At 59.1% G+C, this 15072-nt stretch carries 13 protein-coding genes; 5 read left to right on the top strand and 8 right to left on the bottom strand.

Annotation, left to right across the window (positions count from 1 at the left end; genetic code table 11):
* Positions 1 to 14: 14 nt before the first annotated feature.
* Positions 15 to 335 carry a heavy metal-binding domain-containing protein gene (locus HFD92_RS05235; protein ID WP_009091154.1) on the top strand — a complete coding sequence of 107 codons (321 nt, stop codon included), beginning with the start codon at positions 15 to 17 and terminating at the stop codon, positions 333 to 335.
* The gene (locus tag HFD92_RS05230; RefSeq protein WP_167428447.1) at positions 332 to 1156 is read left to right on the top strand and encodes an N-acetylmuramoyl-L-alanine amidase; all 825 of its coding nucleotides are present in this window, start codon (positions 332 to 334) and stop codon (positions 1154 to 1156) included. The genes HFD92_RS05235 and HFD92_RS05230 overlap by 4 nt, the downstream gene beginning before the upstream one ends.
* 3 nt (positions 1157 to 1159) lie before the next feature.
* Here HFD92_RS05230 and ltaE read toward each other — a convergent pair whose 3' ends face one another.
* The 3 genes from ltaE to HFD92_RS05215 form a co-directional block, all read right to left on the bottom strand.
* Positions 1160 to 2161 carry a low-specificity L-threonine aldolase gene (ltaE, locus tag HFD92_RS05225; protein WP_167428446.1) on the bottom strand — a complete coding sequence of 334 codons (1002 nt, stop codon included), beginning with the start codon at positions 2159 to 2161 and terminating at the stop codon, positions 1160 to 1162.
* Positions 2162 to 2232: 71 nt separating this feature from the next.
* Entirely contained in the window at positions 2233 to 3954 is a 1722-nt protein-coding gene (gene poxB / locus HFD92_RS05220; RefSeq protein WP_058957467.1) for a ubiquinone-dependent pyruvate dehydrogenase, read from the bottom strand.
* Positions 3955 to 4173: 219 nt separating this feature from the next.
* Positions 4174 to 5073: a lysine exporter LysO family protein gene (locus HFD92_RS05215; RefSeq protein WP_167428445.1), complete on the bottom strand. Its 900-nt coding sequence runs from the start codon at positions 5071 to 5073 to the stop codon at positions 4174 to 4176.
* A gap of 132 nt (positions 5074 to 5205) precedes the next feature.
* Here HFD92_RS05215 and HFD92_RS05210 point away from each other — a divergent pair, with 132 nt between their 5' ends.
* Positions 5206 to 6843, top strand: coding sequence for an ATP-dependent endonuclease (locus tag HFD92_RS05210; RefSeq protein WP_167428444.1), 1638 nt, complete (start codon positions 5206 to 5208; stop codon positions 6841 to 6843).
* A gap of 68 nt (positions 6844 to 6911) precedes the next feature.
* On the opposite strand, the gene cspD is transcribed toward HFD92_RS05210, so the two are convergent.
* Positions 6912 to 7133: a cold shock-like protein CspD gene (cspD, locus tag HFD92_RS05205; protein ID WP_009091144.1), complete on the bottom strand. Its 222-nt coding sequence runs from the start codon at positions 7131 to 7133 to the stop codon at positions 6912 to 6914.
* Between the two features lie 316 nt (positions 7134 to 7449).
* Between cspD and clpS the strand changes: the two genes are divergently transcribed.
* Positions 7450 to 7770 carry an ATP-dependent Clp protease adapter ClpS gene (gene clpS / locus HFD92_RS05200; RefSeq protein WP_003849318.1) on the top strand — a complete coding sequence of 107 codons (321 nt, stop codon included), beginning with the start codon at positions 7450 to 7452 and terminating at the stop codon, positions 7768 to 7770.
* Between the two features lie 52 nt (positions 7771 to 7822).
* Positions 7823 to 10099, top strand: a complete 2277-nt coding sequence (gene clpA / locus HFD92_RS05195; RefSeq protein ID WP_009091142.1) for an ATP-dependent Clp protease ATP-binding subunit ClpA — start codon at positions 7823 to 7825, stop codon at positions 10097 to 10099.
* 86 nt (positions 10100 to 10185) lie between these two features.
* Here the strand turns inward: clpA and infA are convergent, their stop codons facing one another.
* The 4 genes from infA to cydD form a co-directional block, all read right to left on the bottom strand.
* A complete protein-coding gene (gene infA, locus HFD92_RS05190; RefSeq protein WP_002211347.1) occupies positions 10186 to 10404 on the bottom strand; it encodes a translation initiation factor IF-1 in 219 nt (72 codons plus the stop codon).
* A gap of 345 nt (positions 10405 to 10749) precedes the next feature.
* A complete protein-coding gene (gene aat / locus HFD92_RS05185) occupies positions 10750 to 11442 on the bottom strand; it encodes a leucyl/phenylalanyl-tRNA--protein transferase (RefSeq protein ID WP_140924451.1) in 693 nt (230 codons plus the stop codon).
* Between the two features lie 33 nt (positions 11443 to 11475).
* Positions 11476 to 13206: a cysteine/glutathione ABC transporter ATP-binding protein/permease CydC gene (gene cydC, locus HFD92_RS05180; protein WP_167428443.1), complete on the bottom strand. Its 1731-nt coding sequence runs from the start codon at positions 13204 to 13206 to the stop codon at positions 11476 to 11478.
* Complete coding sequence (gene cydD, locus HFD92_RS05175) at positions 13206 to 14975, bottom strand: cysteine/glutathione ABC transporter permease/ATP-binding protein CydD (RefSeq protein ID WP_167428442.1); 1770 nt, start codon at positions 14973 to 14975, stop codon at positions 13206 to 13208. The genes cydC and cydD overlap by 1 nt, the downstream gene beginning before the upstream one ends.
* Positions 14976 to 15072: the final 97 nt, after the last annotated feature.

Below are 15072 nucleotides of genomic sequence, written 5' to 3'. Positions count from 1 at the left end.
ACAAGGAGAATGCGATGAAATTTTCAACCACCCCAACTCTGGAAGGTCACAGCATCAGCGACTATTGCGGCGTGGTCACCGGTGAAGCGATTCTGGGTGCCAACATCTTCCGTGATTTTTTTGCCGGGATCCGCGACGTGGTCGGTGGCCGTTCCGGTGCTTATGAGAAAGAGCTGCGCAAGGCGCGCGAGATCGCTTTTGACGAGCTGGAAGCGCAGGCGAAAGCGCTGGGCGCCAACGCTGTGGTCGGCATCGACATTGATTACGAAACGGTGGGCAAAGAGAGCAGCATGCTGATGGTCAGCGTCACCGGCACGGCGGTGATCCTGCGTTGAGACGCCTGCTGTTGCTGCTGACGGCGCTGCTGCTGGCCGGCTGCCAGACCGGCATAGAATCCCGCGACGGCTACTGGGCCGACCTGCGGCATCCGGCACAGGGTGCGCGCCCACGGGTGAAGGTGATCGTGATCCACTACACGGCCGAAGACTTTTCGTCGTCGCTGGCAACGCTGACGGATCGGGAGGTCAGCGCGCACTATCTGATCCCCCGTCAGCCGCCACAGCGCGCCGGGAAAGGGATTATCTGGCAGCTGGTGCCGGAGCAGCAGCTGGCCTGGCACGCCGGGCCCAGCTTCTGGCGCGGGGCCACCCGTATCAATGACACCTCGATTGGGATTGAACTGGTGAACCGGGGCTATCGTCGCACGCCGACCGGTCCCGAATGGCAGCCCTTTACGGTTGCACAGATGACGGCGCTGGAGGCGCTGCTGCGGGATATTGCCCGGCGTTACGCGATCCCACCGGAAAATATCGTTGGCCACAGTGATATCGCGCCGCAGCGCAAGCAGGATCCGGGGCCGTGCTTTCCCTGGCAACAGCTGGCGCAGCGCGGACTCGGTGCCTGGCCGGATAGCCGTCGGGTGCAGTTCTGGCTGGCTGGCAAGGCGCCGCACGCGGCGGTGCCCGCAGAGCAGGTTCTGACCCTGTTAAGCCGCTACGGCTATCCGGTGAGTGACGGGATGAGCGCGCGTGAGCAGCAGAAGGTGATTGCCGCCTTCCAGATGCATTTCCGGCCCGCGGATTATCGTGGGCTGCCTGATGCTGAGACGGCTGCGATAGCCGCCGCGCTGCTGGAACGCTATGGCGCGGCGCAGTAGCCGTTACTGCTGCAGAAACGCCTTCCAGTGTGCGACCACCTGTTCCAGCGCGGCACGATCCGTATCCAGATGGGTGACCAGACGGGTGCGGGTGCCCGCGCTGATTAATACCCCACGCGCTTTCATCCACTCGCCCAGCGGCCTGACCTGCGCCTCCGGCACGGCAACAAACAGCATGTTCGTCTGCTGCTCAATGACGTTGACACCCAGCTCATGCAACTGCTCACCCAGCCAGGCGGCATTGTCATGATCCTCCTGCAGCCGCGCCACGTTGTGTTCTAACGCGTAAAGGCCGGCTGCCGCCAGAATGCCCGCCTGACGCATGCCGCCGCCGGTCATTTTCCGCCAGCGACGTGCGCGCTCAATCAGCGCAGTGTCGCCGCACAGCAGGGATCCCACCGGTGTCCCCAGACCTTTTGAGAGACAGATAGTGAGACTGTCGCAGTAGCGGGCAATCGCCGCCAGCGTGGTCTGCTGCGCCACCACCGCATTAAAGATCCGTGCGCCATCAATGTGCAGCGCCAGCTGATGCGCGCGGGTAAAGGCCCAGGCCTGTTCCAGATAAGCCAGCGGCAGCACTTTGCCGTGATGGGTGTTCTCCAGACTCAGCAGACGGGTGCGGGCAAAGTGAATATCATCCGGCTTGATAGCGGCTGCCACCACATCGAGCGGCAGAGTACCGTCCTCGCTGGCCAGCACCGGCTGGGGCTGAATACTGCCCAGCACCGCCGCGCCACCCGCCTCATATTTGTAGTTGTGCGCCTGCTGACCCACGATATATTCATCGCCGCGTTCACAGTGGCTCAGCAGCGCCACCAGGTTTGCCTGGGTACCGGTCGGAAAAAAGAGCGCGGCGGCTTTGCCGCTGAGTTGTGCCGCCTCCGCCTCCAGCGCATTCACGGTCGGATCGTCACGGTAGACATCATCACCGGTTTCGGCAGACATCATCGCGTTCAGCATGGCGGCGCTGGGCCGGGTCACGGTATCACTGCGTAAATCGATCACCTTATGCTCCTGAACGTAGCGGAAGACAAAAAAAAGGCGGGCATCGCGCCCGCCTGGATGGAACCCCTGTTTTACCGCAGCCAGTTCGTTTTCGCCAGTTCTACCACTTCATCCCCGCGACCGTTCATAATGGCGCGCAGCATGTAGAGGCTGAAGCCTTTGGCCTGCTCCAGTTTGATCTGCGGCGGCATCGCCAGCTCCTCTTTGGCGGTGATGACATCGACCAGCACCGGCCCGTCATGAGCAAATGCCTGCTCCAGCGCGCCATTGAGTTCTGACGCTTTCTCCACCCGGATCCCTTTGATGCCGCAGGCCTGAGCGATGGCGGCAAAGTCGGGATTGTCCAGTTCGGTGCCGTCGGTCAGGTAGCCACCCGCTTTCATCTCCATCGCCACAAAGCCCAGTACGCTGTTGTTGAAAATCACCAGCTTCACCGGCATTTTCAGCTGCGCCAGCGAGATAAAATCGCCCATCAGCATGCTGAATCCGCCGTCGCCACACAGGGCCACCACCTGACGATTCCGATCGATGGACTGCGCGCCCAGCGCCTGCGGCATGGCGTTTGCCATTGAGCCGTGGTTAAACGATCCTAGCAGGCGACGTCTGCCGTTCATCTTCAGGTAGCGCGCCGCCCAGACGGTAGGCGTGCCGACGTCACAGGTGAAAATCGCATCCTCGCTGGCGTAATGGCTGATCTGCTGCGCCAGATATTGCGGATGGATAGGCTGTTTGTCATTGGGCTGTGCCAGCTCATCCAGACTTTTCCTCGCCTCACGATAGTGCTTAACGGCGCTGTCGAGATGGGTACGATCGTTTTTGTGCGTCAGCTGCGGCAGCAACGCCTGCAGGGTGGTTTTCACGTCACCGACATAGGCCTCATCAACGTGGCAATGCGATCCCAGGCTGCCGGGATTGATGTCGATCTGGATGATGCGCGCCTTTTCCGGATAGAAAGCGCGATAGGGAAACTGGGTACCCAGCAGCACCAGCGTCCCGGCGTTCATCATGGCGTGGAAGCCCGATGAGAAGCCAATCAGGCCGGTCATCCCGACATCATAAGGGTTATCATATTCCAGGTGTTCTTTGCCGCGCAGCGCATGCACGATAGGGGCCTTCAGCGCTTCGGCCAGCGCGACCACTTCCTGATGTGCCCCGGCGCAGCCACTGCCGCACAGCAGCGTAATGTCGCTGGCGTCGTTCAGCGTACTGGCCAGCTGAGCCAGTTCGGCAGGCTGCGGCAGAACCTGCGGCAGCTGCGGTGGATACCACTCGGTGCGGGCGCTCTCCGGCGCGGGCTGCAACGCGATATCACCGGGCAAGACTACCACCGAAACCCCCCGGTTCAGGATCGCTTTACGCATCGCGATGCCCAGCACCTGCGGTAACTGCTCCGGATTGGAGACCAGCTCGCAGTAGTGACTGCATTCGCGGAACAGCTCCTGCGGATGGGTTTCCTGAAAATAGCCGCTGCCGATTTCGCTGGAGGGGATGTGCGCGGCAATCGCCAGCACCGGCACGCGGTTGCGGTGGCAATCGAACAGACCGTTGATGAGATGTAAATTGCCTGGTCCGCAGGAGCCGGCGCAGACCGCCAGTTCGCCGCTGATATGCGCTTCTGCGCCCGCCGCAAACGCCGCCACCTCTTCATGGCGCGTCGGCATCCATTCGATGGTGCCCATGCGATTAAGGCTGTCACTCAGGCCGTTCAGGGAGTCCCCGGTGACGCCCCAGATGCGTTTTACGCCCGCGCTTTCCAGCGTTTTGGCGACCAGCGCCGCCACGGTTTGTTTCATGCTCTTCTCCTTTGTCGGCTCGCCCTGATGTATGACGTGACCAGAACTGAAAAAAGAAGCGTAGACGACACGGCAGAAAAGCAGGCGTGAAAAAATGCGCTGGCAGAGCCGGGGGCCGGGCAGAGGACGGGTCATTTTTCACCTCTGACCCTGTTCCCTGCGCGTTGCGCTTATTTATCGCGGCCAGGTAAATGGTGACCTGCGCATTTCAGACAGGGATCAGGCAGAGAAAAGGGCGATCAGAATCGGGGCCAGCAGGCTCATCACAAAGCCGTGCACGATGGCCGCCGGGACAATCTCATTGCCGCCCGCCCGCTGCAGCACCGGCAGGGTAAAGTCCATCGAGGTGGCGCCGCACAGGCCCAGCGCGCTCGAGCGATGGCGGCCAATCAGCGCCGGTATCAGCATGATCGCCACCAGTTCACGGACCAGGTCGTTGAAGAAGGCGGCACTGCCGATGACCGGGCCAAAGGCTTCGGTCATCAGGATCCCGGAGAGGGAGTACCAGCCAAAGCCGCTGGCCAACGCCAGACCGGTTTTCAGCGGCATGCCAAGCAGCAGCGCGGCGATCACGCCGCCAGCCAGCGCGCTGACCAGCACCACGCTGGCGACCAGCAGGCCGCGACGGTTCAGGATAATCTGGCGCAGCGTCATCCCACTGCCGCGCAGCTGAATACCGACCAGGAACAGCAGAAAGATCAGGGCATATTCGCTGGCCGTCGAGGCGTGATGCAGCAGCGGCCACTGCGTCAGGCCGAGCAGAAAACCGATCACCACCACGCCGCAGAGCTTCAGCGATTCCAGCGCCATATGCAGCCGCGACGGCAGCTTCTCCTGGCGATGCGCATGCTGCCAGGGGGCATATTTTTCCAGTCCGCGCAGTGCCAGCAGGTTACAGATCAGGATGCAGAATGCGGCCACCAGCGCAGTGTGAAACACCGCCAGCAGGTTGCTGCTGAGGTTGTCGAGAAAGGCCAGGCTGATGCCCATAAAAAACAGTATGACGTAAACCATCCAGCCCAGGAGCTGGTTGACCCGGCGCAGGGTGGCAGTCTGTCGGAAGGGTAACAGCCAGCCAGCGATCAGCGGCAGCAGAATAATCAGAAGTCCGGAGTACATAACAGCAGGTTCCATCCCTGGGAAAAGAGGCGACAAGCTAGCGAAAAAGGGTGACAGAGTAAACCCCGAAAACGCGGCTTGACCGGCTGGCTTACGGCAACCATGCTTCTTATAAACTGAGGATGGACGCCTGTGATTCTGGAACATATTGATATTCGGGGTTTCCGCGGCATCAATAAGCTTTCACTGCCTTTGACCCGGACCAACCTGTTGATTGGTGAGAACGCCTGGGGCAAATCCAGCCTGCTGGATGCCCTGAGCCTGTTGCTGTCGCCGCATCAACCGGCGCACGTTTTTACGCCCGCCGATTTTCACTTTACCCCGGGTGAGGCGGACGATCCGATGCGCCGTCTGTCGGTTCTGTTTCACTTTCGCGACGATGACCGCGACGCCGATGAGCTGTTTGCTCCCTTCTGGCAGCGTGACGCTCAGGGACAGCGCAGACTCTTTTACCGCGTCAGCGCCATCTGGCGGGATAGCGGTATTGAAACCCAGCGCCGTTTTACAGACGCTGACGGTCAGCTGTTGCCTGAGCCGGGCTGTGCCGCGGCCATCGATCGGTTGCTGAAACGTCATCCGGTTCTGCGACTGCGCGATGCGCGTTTCAGCAAGCGCACCCGGGGAAGTGCGCCGCTGGATTCTGCGCATACCCCGTTGCTGGCGGGGATGGAGTCGCTGGCGCGCGATCTGGCGCGCCACCCACAGCAGCTCAGCGATGAGGCGCTGCGGCAGGGACTAAAGACCATGCAGCAGCTGATGCAGCACTACTTTCAGGTGCAGACGCCGGAAACCGGTCAGACGGCGCGGCCGCGGGATGGGCAGACGCGCGACGGCGGGCAGGGCTGGCGGGCGCTGGATCACCTTAACCAGCTGATTGCCGGAACGGACTCCCGCAGCCGCCAGCTGATCCTGCTGCAGATCTTTACCCTGCTGATCGCGGCGCGGGGCGATCTGCCTCTTGCCGCCGATGCCCGGCCGCTGCTGTTGATTGAAGACCCGGAAACCCGGCTGCACCCGATTATGCTCTCGGTAGCGTGGAACCTGCTGAGGCTGCTGCCGCTGCAGAAAATTGCCACCACCAATTCCGCTGAGCTGCTGTCGCAGGTGCCGGTGGAAAATGTCTGCCGTCTGGTGCGTGAATCGTCACGCGTGGCGGCCTGGCGCATCGGTCCGGAAGGACTGAGTGCCGAAGAGAGTCGGCGTATCGGCTTTCATATCCGTGTCAACCGTCCTGCAGCGCTGTTCGCCCGCTGCTGGCTGCTGGTGGAGGGGGAGACCGAAGTCTGGATCATGAATGAGCTGGCGCAGCAGTGTGGCTACAACTTTGCGGCTGAAGGGATCAAAGTGATTGAGTTTGCGCAGTCCGGCCTCAAGCCCCTGCTGAAGTTTGCCCGGCGTATGGGCATCGCCTGGCATGTGCTGACCGATGGCGATCAGGCGGGGCATAAGTATGCCGCTACGGCGCGCAGTCAGCTGCAGCCGGGTGACGCGGAGCCGCGTTTTCTGACGCAGCTACCGGCGCTGGATATGGAAAATTTTCTTTATCAGCACGGCTTCCAGGAGGTTTATCATCAGATGGCGCACCTGCCGTTAAACGTTCCGATGAGTTCCAGGCGTATTATTACCAAAGCGATTCACCGCAGTTCCAAACCTGAGCTGGCGATTGCGGTAGCCTCATCGGCGGCAGAGCGCGGGCCAGAGGCGATTCCGCCACTGATGCGGCAGATGTTTGCCCGGGTTATCCGGCTGGCACAGGGGCAGGCAGACTGAATGCCCTAAATGAAAATGCCAGCGGCACGGGCTGGCATTTGGGTCCACCGTTCATAAGGGGAGAAGTGTCAGGCCACAACCTGCACCTCAACGGGGACGATAAGGCTGGCGTGATTGCCTTTCGGACCTTCATGAACATCGAACTGAACCTGCTGGCCTGCCTTTAGCGTTCGGTAGCCCTCCATCTGAATGGTGGAGTAGTGCGCAAAAATATCGTCGCCGCCTCCGATCGGACAGATAAAGCCAAAGCCTTTGGAATTATTGAACCATTTAACGGTGCCCGTCTCCATGCTTTTACTTCCCTCGCAAGACATTTTATAAGTAGGTGAGGTCTCAGACGCTGTGAGTCAGAGTTGATTAAAACTCAATCAGCCTGTGCAGGTAGAATGTAGAGAAAGCGCCGCTGGCGTCAAGCAAACCACCGGGCCAGGTGGGGAAAAAATCATCAAAATTTGAGGCAGTTAACGCTATTGCGAATTTTGTGATGCAGGTCGCGCGAGGAAATTTCTGAATAAATTTTCAGCAGCGGCCAGCGGCTTGACAGACATGTTAAACTCTCAGGATGTAGCGACGTAAAAGCTCAAAGCGAAATCTCAACGGAACACTATGGCAAACACAAACGACTGGCTTAATTTTGAACATCTGGCCGAAGACAAAGTACGCGAAGGGTTAAAGCCGCCTTCAATGTATAAAGTCATTCTGAATAATGACGATTATACACCTATGGAATTTGTTATTGACGTTGTACAAAAGTTCTTTTCTTATGATGTTGAACGTGCAACGCAGCTGATGTTGAAAGTTCACTATCACGGCAAGGCGATCTGTGGTGTATTTACTGCAGAAGTCGCCGAAACAAAAGCGGCCCAGGTGAACAACTATGCGCGGGAAAATCATCATCCGTTGCTGTGTACGCTGGAAAAAGCCTGAACACGTCTCCATATAGGAAACTGGTAAGGGCGATAATTGGGGGAGGTGCCTAATGCTCAATCAAGAACTGGAACTCAGTTTAAATATGGCTTTCGCCAGAGCGCGTGAGCACCGTCATGAATTTATGACCGTCGAGCATCTGTTACTGGCATTGCTCAGTAACCCGTCGGCCAGAGAGGCACTGGAAGCCTGTACGGTGGACCTTGTGGCTCTAAGGCAGGAACTCGAAGCCTTCATCGAACAAACCACGCCGGTGCTGCCCGCCAGCGAAGAGGAGCGTGATACCCAACCGACGCTCAGCTTCCAGCGCGTTCTGCAGCGTGCGGTTTTCCATGTCCAGTCATCCGGTCGCAGCGAAGTCTCCGGCGCGAATGTGCTGGTCGCCATTTTCAGCGAGCAGGAGTCGCAAGCGGCCTATCTGTTACGCAAACATGAAGTCAGCCGCCTTGATGTGGTGAATTTCATCTCTCACGGTACGCGCAAAGATGAGCCGGGCCAGGCGCCAGGCGCAGAAAATCCGGTTAACGAAGAGCAAGCAGGCGGGGAGGAGCGTATGGAAAACTTCACCACCAATCTTAATCAGCTTGCTCGCGTCGGTGGGATCGATCCACTGATTGGTCGCGATAAAGAGCTGGAACGTACCATTCAGGTGCTGTGCCGTCGCCGTAAAAATAACCCGCTGCTGGTGGGGGAATCCGGTGTCGGTAAAACCGCCATTGCAGAAGGTCTCGCCTGGCGCATCGAGCAGGGCGACGTGCCGGAAGTGATGAAAGAGTGCACCATCTACTCGCTGGATATTGGTTCGCTGTTAGCTGGCACCAAATACCGGGGTGACTTTGAAAAACGGTTCAAAGCGCTGCTGAAGCAGCTGGAGCAGGACGAACACAGCATTCTGTTTATCGATGAGATCCACACCATCATCGGTGCAGGGGCTGCGTCCGGTGGCCAGGTCGATGCGGCCAACCTGATCAAACCGCTGCTTTCCAGCGGCAAGATCCGGGTGATGGGTTCTACCACCTATCAGGAGTTCAGCAACATCTTCGAAAAGGATCGTGCGCTGGCGCGTCGTTTCCAGAAGATCGATATCACGGAGCCGTCTGTTGATGAGACCGTGCAGATCCTGAATGGCCTGAAAACCAAGTATGAAGCGCATCACGATGTGCGTTATACCGCGAAAGCGGTGCGCGCCGCCGTGGAGCTGGCGGTGAAATATATTAACGATCGTCATCTGCCTGACAAGGCGATTGATGTCATCGATGAAGCAGGTGCGCGTGCGCGCCTGATGCCTGCCAGCAAGCGCAAGAAAACCATCAATGTCTCCGACATTGAAACCGTGGTTGCGCGTATTGCCCGTATTCCGGAGCAAAGCGTCTCTGCAACTGATCGCGATACGCTGAAAAATCTGGGCGACCGTCTCAAAATGCTGGTCTTTGGTCAGGACAACGCCATTGAGGCGCTGACCGAAGCGATCAAAATGAGCCGCGCAGGTCTGGGGCAGGATCGCAAGCCGGTAGGTTCCTTCCTGTTTGCCGGACCAACCGGTGTCGGTAAGACAGAAGTGACCGTGCAGCTGGCGAAAGCGCTGGGTATTGAGCTGCTGCGCTTTGATATGTCCGAGTATATGGAGCGTCACACCGTCAGTCGTCTGATTGGTGCGCCTCCGGGTTACGTCGGCTTTGATCAGGGTGGCCTGCTGACGGATGCCGTTATCAAGCATCCTCATGCGGTGGTGCTGCTGGATGAGATTGAGAAAGCGCACCCGGATGTGTTCAACCTGCTGCTGCAGGTGATGGACAACGGTATGCTGACCGATAACAACGGACGCAAAGCGGACTTCCGCAACGTGGTGCTGGTCATGACCACTAACGCCGGTGTGCGTGAGACGGAACGTAAGTCGATTGGCCTGATTCATCAGGACAACAGTACCGACGCAATGGAAGAGATCAAAAAGATCTTTACGCCAGAGTTCCGCAACCGTCTCGACAACATCATCTGGTTCAGTCACCTGTCACCAGAGGTGATTCATCAGGTGGTCGACAAGTTTATTGTCGAGTTGCAGGCGCAGCTGGATGCCAAAGGCGTGTCGCTGGAAGTCAGTGATGAAGCCCGCGACTGGCTGGCGGAGAAGGGTTACGACAAGGCGATGGGCGCGCGTCCGATGGCGCGTACCGTGCAGGACAGCCTGAAAAAACCATTAGCCAATGAGCTGCTGTTTGGTTCGCTGGTGGATGGTGGCTCGGTATCCGTGGCGCTGGATCGTGAGAAAGGTGAACTGACCTATCACTTCCTGAGTGCGGAAAAACGGAAAACTGAAGGCACGGTGCATTAATCGCCTGCTGCAGATGTGAAAAAGGCCGGATAATTATCCGGCCTTTTTTTTCGCTGCAACCTGAAGGGCGGCGAAATTAATGTCTGTTAGCGACTACGGAAGACAATGCGGCCTTTGCTCAGGTCGTACGGGGTCAGCTCAACGGTCACTTTGTCGCCCGTCAGGATGCGGATGTAGTTTTTGCGCATTTTACCGGAGATATGAGCAGTAACCACGTGTCCGTTCTCAAGTTCTACGCGGAACATGGTGTTAGGTAACGTATCCAGTACGGTACCTTGCATTTCAATATTGTCTTCTTTGGCCATCGAATCCTCTGGGTGTACTACCTTTCAGTTGAACCGGCAAGATAATGCCCAATTCAACGATTTATGTAAAGAACCGTCGGCGATTTTGCCAACGCTTTGCCGGGGGTGCTCGTCAGTGGCGGGCATCCGGTAAAATTAGGGTGTTTATGTGGCGTCTGCGGGGGATTAGCGGGCTAAGAATCTGTATCAACCGGTTACACGCGCACGATTGAAAACAGTTCCGAGAGTGCGTTGAGATTCCCAGCCTGGCAATTCCGGCTCGTTATTGCGAAGCGCGGACGACATACCAAACCCGACTATTATACCACTTAACCGTCTTTATGTGTGCAAAACATCTCGGCGTGACTAAAAAAGGGTCTGAGTCTGCCAGCAGCCTTCGCTGACCGGCTGGCTGGCAAAGTTCTGAACATAGTGCAGATAGTCACTGCGGGGGATCTCCTGCGCGCCCAGCGAGGCGGTGTGCGGGTTAAGCACCTGGCAATCGACCAGACGCCCCTGATGGCGGATGAAATGCTGGCAAAAGACTAACAGCGCGGTTTTCGACGCATTCTGCTGGCGGCTGAACATCGACTCGCCGCAGAAAATCTGTCCCATCGCCAGCCCATACATGCCCCCCACCAGCTGCTGCGCGTCCCACACCTCAATAGAGTGGGCGTGGCCCAGCTCATAGAGTCGCAGCCAGGCGCGCTTCATTTCAAACGTGATCCAGGTGCCTTCTTCGCGACCGCTGGCGCAGCCCTCGATCACCTCGGCAAACGCCTCATTCATCGTGACGCGATAGGGCGACTGGTTATGGAAACGCTTCATGCTGCGGCTGAGATGAAACTGCTCGGGCAGAAGAACCGCGCGGGGATCGGGTGACCACCACAGGATAGGATCGCCGGACGAAAACCACGGGAAGATGCCGCGCTGATACGCATTCAGTAACCGGGCAGGGGAGAGGTCGCCCCCCATGGCCAGCAGGCCATTCGGCTCACGCAGTGCCATTTCAGGAGGCGGAAATTGCAGAGATTCCCGTGACAGTTGTATCAGTCTCATCGCGATAGGTTACTCGTCAGCATTTCGCTAAGACTATAGCGCAATCCGTTGCCGGAAACGCCAGTAGCGACCCGCTTTTGAGATTAATTCGCAATGGCTGCCCTGTTCGACAATCGTCCCGTTGTCCATCACACAGATGCGATCCATCTTTTCCAGACCGCTCAGGCGATGGGTAATCATAATGACGGTTTTTCCGGCGGTCAGCTGCTGCAGCAGGGCGAGAATATGCTGTTCAGTGGTGGCATCCAGCCCTTCGGTGGGTTCATCCAGCAGCCAGAGATCGCCGTCGTGCAGTAATGCGCGCGCCAGCGCCAGCCGACGCAGTTCACCACCGGAAAGCGGCCGGCCGCCTTCGCCCATCCAGGCATTTAAGCCTTCCTGATTCTCCAGCAGGCGCTGCAGGCCAACCTGGTTCAGTACCTGATTCAGTTGCTCATCACTGGCGCCGGGAGAGGCCAGCAGTAAGTTATCGCGCAGGCTCTGACTGAAAAGATGCACCCGCTGAGTAACCACACTGATGCGCTGGCGCAGTGCTGATTCGGACCAGGCGGCGATCGGCAGATCGTTCAGGCGGATATCACCCTGCTGGCTGTTCCAGCCGCGGGTCAGCAGCGCCAGCAGGGTGGATTTTCCGCAGCCGGTGGGCCCGAGCAGCGCAATGTGTTCGCCCGCATCCACTTTAAGCGTAAATTGATCAAGCACCCGGTCTGGCCGATCGGGATAGCTGAAGTTGAGCCGATCGATATCGACCGTCAGGCTGCCGGGCCGGGCAGCGGAATGGGCCGGAAAGGTGATGGCAGGTGACTGATCGATAATGTCACTGACCCGCTGAGCCGCGGTGGTCACCTGAGACATCGGCAGAAAGGCGCCCGCGACGGGAGCCAGCGCCTCAAAGGCTGCCAGCGCGCAAAACACGACCAGCGCAATCAGCGAGCCGGGGAGTTGCTGCTGACTGACTGTCGCAGCCCCAAGCCAGAGCAGAAGTGTCACCGTCACGCCGCTAATCAGCAGCAGCAGGCTCTGCGCCAGGGCCTGCAGACGCTGCTGCTGGCTTTGCGACTGCTGCCACTGCTGTTCATCCTCATCCAGTCGCTGACGCCACGCCGGCGACGCACCGTATAACGTCAGTTCTGCCTGCGCCGTCAGCCACTGCATCAGCTGTAAGCGCCAGCGGGCGCGGCCACGCGCAATGGCGACGCCCGCGGGCCGGCCTAGGCGATAAAAGAGCGCGGGCATCACGGTCAGGGTGACCAGCATGATGCCGCCCAGCGTCAGGGCCAGCCCGATGTCGATGAAACTCATGCCCGTGGTGACCACCACGATGACCACCAGGGCACCGGTCAGCGGCGAAATCACGCGCAGATAGAGATGATCCAGCGTGTCCACATCGGCCACAAAGCGGTTGAGCAGATCCGCCTGCCGGAACCGCAACAGCTGGCCGGGCGAAAGCGCCATCAGACGGCTGAAGGTGTGGAGACGCAGATGCTGAAGCACCCGGAAAGTCGCATCGTGACTCACCAGGCGTTCCGCATAGCGCGCCGCCGTACGAATAATGGCGGCGCCACGCACGCCGGCCGCAGGCAGCATATAGTTAAAGCTGTAGAGGCCGGCCACGCCTGCGACGGACGAGGCGGCCAGAAACCAGCCAGACAGGGTCAGCAGGCCGATACTTGCCAGCAGGGTCGCAATCGCCAGCACGATGCCCAGCGCGAGGCGAAAAGGGTGGCGCAGCCAGAGACGAAGAAAGGGGCGCAGGGCGGACATCAGCGGATCTCCTGTTGACGATGTTGCAGCATCTCACGAAAAGCACCGGGCTGTTGCGACAGCGCCTGCCACTCTCCCTGCTGCACCAGCTTACCCGCCTCCATAACCCAGAGGGTCTGCCAGCGGCTCAGCGTATCAATCTGATGGGTAATCATCAGCGTGGTCTGTCGGGAGGCCGCCTGATTCAGCGCCGCCATTACATGTCGTTCGCTGAGTGCGTCCAGGCTGGCAGCGGGTTCATCAAGCAGTAAAAAATGCGACCTTTTGTAGAGCGCGCGCGCGACGGCGATCCGTTGCGCCTGACCCACAGAGAGCAGCTGACCCCCCTCGCCGGGGCGGGTCCCGATGCCATCGGGCAGACGCGGCAGGAACTCATTAATTCCGCACGTCTCCAGCAGCGCGGCAAATCGTTCCGCCTCCCAGGCTGCATTCATCACGATGTTGTCACGGAGCGTGGCGGCCGGTAGCTGAGGGTTCTGTCCTACCCAGCTGAGCTGCTGATGCCAGTCCGCCCGCTGTAGATCGCGCAATTCAACCCCGTTAGCCCTGAGCGATCCCCGGTAAGGCAGGAAGCCGAGCAGGGCGTTCATCAGCGCCGTTTTGCCAGCCCCGCTCTGACCGACCAGCGCAATCTGCTCACCGGCGGCGATGGTAAACGTGAGCGGGCCACACAGTACCTGACCATCGGGAGCGCAGACTTCCAGCTGGTCGGCGGTCAGCGAGAGGGATCGATTGGCCGTAAAGGGGATCTGACCCTGCTGAGGTGTGGCGGCTGGCGTAGCCTGCATAAACGCCTCGAGTGCATCGGCAGCGCCTACCGCCTGAGCTTTCGCATGATAAAACGCGCCGAGATCGCGCAGTGGCTGAAAAAATTCTGGCGCCAGAATCAGTACCAGAAAACCGGCGAACAGCGTTACGCCGCGGCCATAGTCGCCGAAATGCAATTCGCCCAGATAGGAGAAGCCAAAATAGACTGCCACGACGGCAATCGCCAGGGAGGCAAAAAATTCCAGTACGGCGGAGGAGAGAAAAGCGAGGCGCAGCACTTCCATGGTGCGCTGGCGAAAATCGGTGGTGGCGTCTGCCACTGCCTGCTGCTCTGCTGCACCCCGATAGAAGAGTCGCAGCGTCTCCCGGCCGCGCAGGCGATCCAGGAAGTTACCGCTCAGACGCGCCAGCACCAGGAAGTTCCGCCGGTTGGCTTCAGCGGCGCCCATCCCCACCAGCGCCATAAACAGTGGGATCAGAGGAGCAGTGGCAAACAGGATCAGACCCGCGGTCCAGTTGAGCGGAAAAATTGTCAGCAGAATGCAGCAGGGGATCAGCACTGCCAGCGTCATCTGCGGCAGATAGCGTGCATAGTACTCCTGCATCTCTTCAATCTGTTCCAGCAGCAGGGTCGCCCAGCTACCGGCCGGTTTACCCTGAATCCACGCCGGACCCAGCCCGGCGAGCCGGTCCAGCACCTGCTGACGTAACGCCTGACGGATCGCCTGCCCGGCACGATAGCCGGTCCGTTCACGGGCATAATTTATCAGGGCGCGCAGCACAAAGCAGAGCAGCAACAGCAGCAGGCTGGCCGTTACGGTTTCACGCGGCTGTTGCCCGATGATCAGCGTCTGAAGCAGTGAGGCCAGTAAACCTGCCTGGGCAATAATCAGCAGGGCACTGACGGTGCCCAGCAGCGTATTCAGGCGCAACCAGCGACCGCCGAAATGACGCTGCTGACGAAGCCAGCGGGTGAGATGCTGCTGCCGCGATTTATCCATGCGAGACCATGCTAAATGTCGATGATGGGGAGGAGAGGGAAAGGCATTTCCCTCCTTTCTGGCGCCAGAATCTAGCATGAGGGCAATAAAAAAGGCG

The sequence above is a fragment of the Pantoea sp. EKM101V genome, assembly GCF_011800325.1.
Taxonomy (GTDB): Bacteria; Pseudomonadota; Gammaproteobacteria; order Enterobacterales; family Enterobacteriaceae; genus Pantoea; species Pantoea anthophila.
This window is presented reverse-complemented; position numbering and strand designations above follow the sequence as displayed.